Origin of the sequence: Weissella sp. DD23 (assembly GCF_001579105.1) — a bacterium.
GTDB classification, from domain to species: domain Bacteria; phylum Bacillota; class Bacilli; order Lactobacillales; family Lactobacillaceae; genus Weissella; species Weissella cibaria.
On record NZ_KQ970394.1, the window covers coordinates 216575 to 220540 of the forward strand.

Annotated in this window: 2 protein-coding genes and 1 pseudogene; all 3 read left to right on the forward strand. The window is 45.9% G+C overall.

From position 1 onward, the window contains the following. Positions 1-824 (forward strand): annotated as a pseudogene (gene eno, locus WEIDD23_RS14750) (phosphopyruvate hydratase); the annotation flags it as partial. Positions 825-965: 141 nt separating this feature from the next. Then, positions 966-2342, forward strand: coding sequence for an amidase family protein (locus tag WEIDD23_RS08465; protein WP_010369998.1), 1377 nt, complete (start codon positions 966-968; stop codon positions 2340-2342). 125 nt (positions 2343-2467) lie between these two features. Further along, positions 2468-3895, forward strand: a complete 1428-nt coding sequence (locus WEIDD23_RS08470; protein ID WP_010369996.1) for an MFS transporter — start codon at positions 2468-2470, stop codon at positions 3893-3895. The last annotated feature ends 71 nt before the right edge of the window (positions 3896-3966 follow it).

Here is a 3966-nt window from a genome sequence, read left to right on the forward strand (position 1 = left end):
CTATCCGTATGGGTTCAGAAACTTTCCACGCATTGCAAGCATTGTTGAAGGAATCAGGTCACTCAACTGCTGTTGGTGACGAAGGTGGATTCGCTCCTAACTTCGCCTCAAACGCAGAGCCATTTGAGTTCTTGTTGAACGCTATCGAGCGTGCTGGTTACAAGCCTGGTAAGGACATCGCCATTGCCTTTGACGTTGCCTCATCAGAATTCTACGACCACGAGAAGAAGATCTACACGTTGGCAGGTGAGCCTGATAAGAAGGAATACACGACTGACGAGTTCATCGACTACTTGGAGAACTTGGTAAACAAGTACCCTGTTGTATCAATCGAAGACCCTCTAGCAGAAGCTGAGAACTTGGATGATGAAGAGCAATGGGATAACTGGGTAAAGTTGACTGACCGTTTGGGCAAGAAGGTTCAATTGGTCGGTGACGACTTCTTCGTTACGAACACGAAGTTCTTGGCTAAGGGTATCGAAAAGGGTGCCGGTAACGCCATCTTGATCAAGGTTAACCAAATTGGTACTTTGACTGAGACTATGGAAGCTATCGAAATGGCTAAGGAAGCTGGTTACACGGCTATCGTTTCACACCGTTCAGGTGAAACTGAAGACACGACGATTGCTGACTTGGTTGTTGCTACGAACGCGGGTCAAATCAAGACTGGTTCAATGTCACGTACTGACCGTATTGCTAAGTACAACCAATTGATGCGTATCGAAGACTTGTTGACTGACAAGGTTGCTGAATACAAGGGTATCAACAGCTTCTACAACATCGACAAGACTGCTCGCGAAGCTATCGTTAACTACGAGCGCTAATCACGAGTTCGATCGAATAGATTGATTTAATTAAAGACGACACTAACTCGAATGAGTCAGTGTCGTCTTTTTTACGCGCGTTTCCTTTTTTAATGTGTATAATGTTAGAATACAATTAGAAAATGAAAAGAGGGGGACGAAATGGTCAAAGTGAGAGAACAGGATATTGCAACACTTTCATTGGGACTGCAACAGGGGAAGTTTAACAGTGTGGAACTAACGACGGCCTATCTTGAACGGATGGCATTTTTTAGTACGCCACCATTCAACGTTAACGCATTGGTCCTTGTTAATCCCGACGCCCTTGCTGAAGCAGAGACGCTTGATGGGGAACGGCAGCACGGTCATGTCCGTGGCCCGTTGCATGGGATACCAATTTTAGTGAAGGATAATATTGATGTTGCCGGGCTGCCGACAACCGCTGGTGCCTTGGCATTAACGAATAATGTTGCGACACAGGACGCCCAATTAGTACAAAAGTTACGCGAAGCAGGTGCCATCATTCTCGGTAAGACGAACTTATCAGAATTTGCGCATTTTAAGTCGGATATTGAACCTTCGGGCTTTTCAGTGGTGGGGGGTCAGACGATTAATGCCATCTTTCCAGACTTAACGCCAAGTGGCTCGAGCTCAGGATCTGGGGTCGCCGCTTCGCTGAGTTTGGCGGCTATTACAATTGGTACGGAAACAAATGGGTCTATTTTGGCACCTGCGCAAGCGAATAGTGTGGTAGGGCTGAAGCCAACCGTCGGGGCGTGGCCAGTAGTTGGCATTCTCCCATTGGCCCATTCACAAGATGCGCCTGGACCGATTGGTAGAACTGTGGCGGACGTTGCGACGGTCTGGCAAGCACTCGGTGGCGCAACGACTGCATCAGTCAGTGATGTGACAGTGTTACAGCCTGACGAAACCGATGTGTTGGCACAACATGTTGTCAATCAAATGATGGCCAACTTAACGAGCTTTACGTTTAAACGGTACGACGCGGTATTGCCACCGTCTGACGAGGCTGCCGAATATCAACGATTGTTATTTGAATTTAAGCACGACTTGGATGAATATTTGCGGGAACGGGGCCGTAACCAATCATTGACTGATATCATTGCATATAACAATGCTGATTTGGCGACACGTGCACCATTTGGTCAAAATTTGTTGCTGGCTGCCGAATCAACCACCGGCGACCTTAGTTCGCCCGTCTATCAAGACGTTGATCGACGGGCACGCAATTATGCCACAACGAGCCTTGAAAAATTGCTGACAGCAAGTGACGTTGTTGTCGGTGCTGACTTTAGGTTGGTTGATTTTGCTGCTGTGGCGGGGTATCCAAGTATTAGTATCCCATTCGGCCAATTTGGGGATGTTACATTTGGCGGGTTAGCAAGCATCATTGCAGTTGCCCGGCCACATGAAGAGGCTAAGCTACTGACGTTCGCTCGGGCGGCTGAAGAAATTGGTCAACGCGTTATCCCAAGTCTAGGTGAAGGATCCGAAACAATGGCTTGGCAAAGGGATTAGCTTTTGGTGAAAACAAGGATGTCATGAGTGAAATCATGACATCTTTTTTTGGTGCTTTTATTCAGACACCTATTACTTCAGGTGCTATACTAATTGGTGATAAAAAATAAGGAAGTAAGCATATCATGCAAGAGAGTCAAAGCGGTTTGAAGCTATGGTTGTCGATGACGGCGGTCGGGTTGTTCACCTTTATGAGCACCTTGGACGGCTCAATCGTCAACATTGCATTGCCAGTTATGTCTAAGGAAATGAATATTCCCATGAACCAGGCAACGTGGACAGTCTCAATTTATTTAATTGTTATTTCAGGATTGTTGGCGTTGTTTGGTAATTTGGGTGATCAACTGGGCAAGATTAAGATTTTTAGAATTGGAACGGTTGTCTTTACCCTTGGTTCTGTCTTGGCGGGAATTGATTTAGGTTTGCCATTTTTGTTATTTGCCCGTTTCGTACAAGCTGTCGGGGCTTCGATGACCATGAGTAATTCATTCGGTATTACGACAACGCTTGCGCCACAAAATTTGCGTGGCCGTGCGATGTCGTTTATCGCTGCGTGGGTGTCACTTGGTTCTATTTTGGGACCAGCCCTTGGTGGTATGTTGCTGCAAAATTTGAGTTGGTCATACATTTTCTGGATCAACGTCCTAATTGGCATTATCGCGATTGTTGCGGGTGCATTCTTGCTACCAAAGTCTTCTAAGCAAGGCGTGAAGCCAGAAATTGACTGGTGGGGTGCCATCTCACTCTTCTTGTTTGTCGCTATCTTGTTCCTAGGCTTCAATATTGCCCAAGTGCAAGGTTTCTTAGCTCCTGTACCGGTGGTGACAATTATTATCGCAATTATCTTCTTTGTTTTGTTCGTGCGTCACGAGCTACATGCAGAGAAGCCACTGCTTGATTTGACGATTTTTAAGTCAAAGTTGTTTACGATTAGTTTGATTACGGCCTTCTTGGTCTTTGTAACGAACTTCTTTATTAATGTGTTGATGCCGTTCTACCTTGAAAACTTGCGTGGGTTGAGCACGGGTACCTCGGGTATGTATATGCTCTTGTGGCCAGTTGCAATGTTGGTATTTTCAGCGGTTTCTGGTACTTTGGCTGATAAGATGGATCGTGAATATGTAACTTTATTTGGTTTGACGGTCTTAGCAGTTGTAATGTTTAGCTGGTTCTTTGCTGGTGCCAACACACCAATGCTAGTGGTTGGTCTGCTATTGGCTGGTTCAGGATTCGGAATGGCTTTCTTCCAGTCACCAAATAATGCCTTGATTATGTCAAATGCGCCACAAGATAAGCTGGGTGTGGCAGGTTCACTAAATGCCTTAGCACGTAACTTGGGAATGATTACAGGTACGACATTGGTAACTTCTGTCTTATACGCAGTCATGAGCGCACAGCTTGGTACATCAGTTACAACGTATCCTGCTAAGCATCCGGAAGCGTTTGTAGCCGGTATGCACGTTGCATTTGCAGTCGCAGGTATTTTGCTCGTCATTGCGTTTATCATGACGTATTACCGCGTTTGGATGCGTCGCCGTGAGAAGCGCGCCTAGCTAATTATTACGATGATAAAAAGTCACGAGATGTTCGATAGTCGAATGTCTCGTTTTTTGTTGAGAGACAG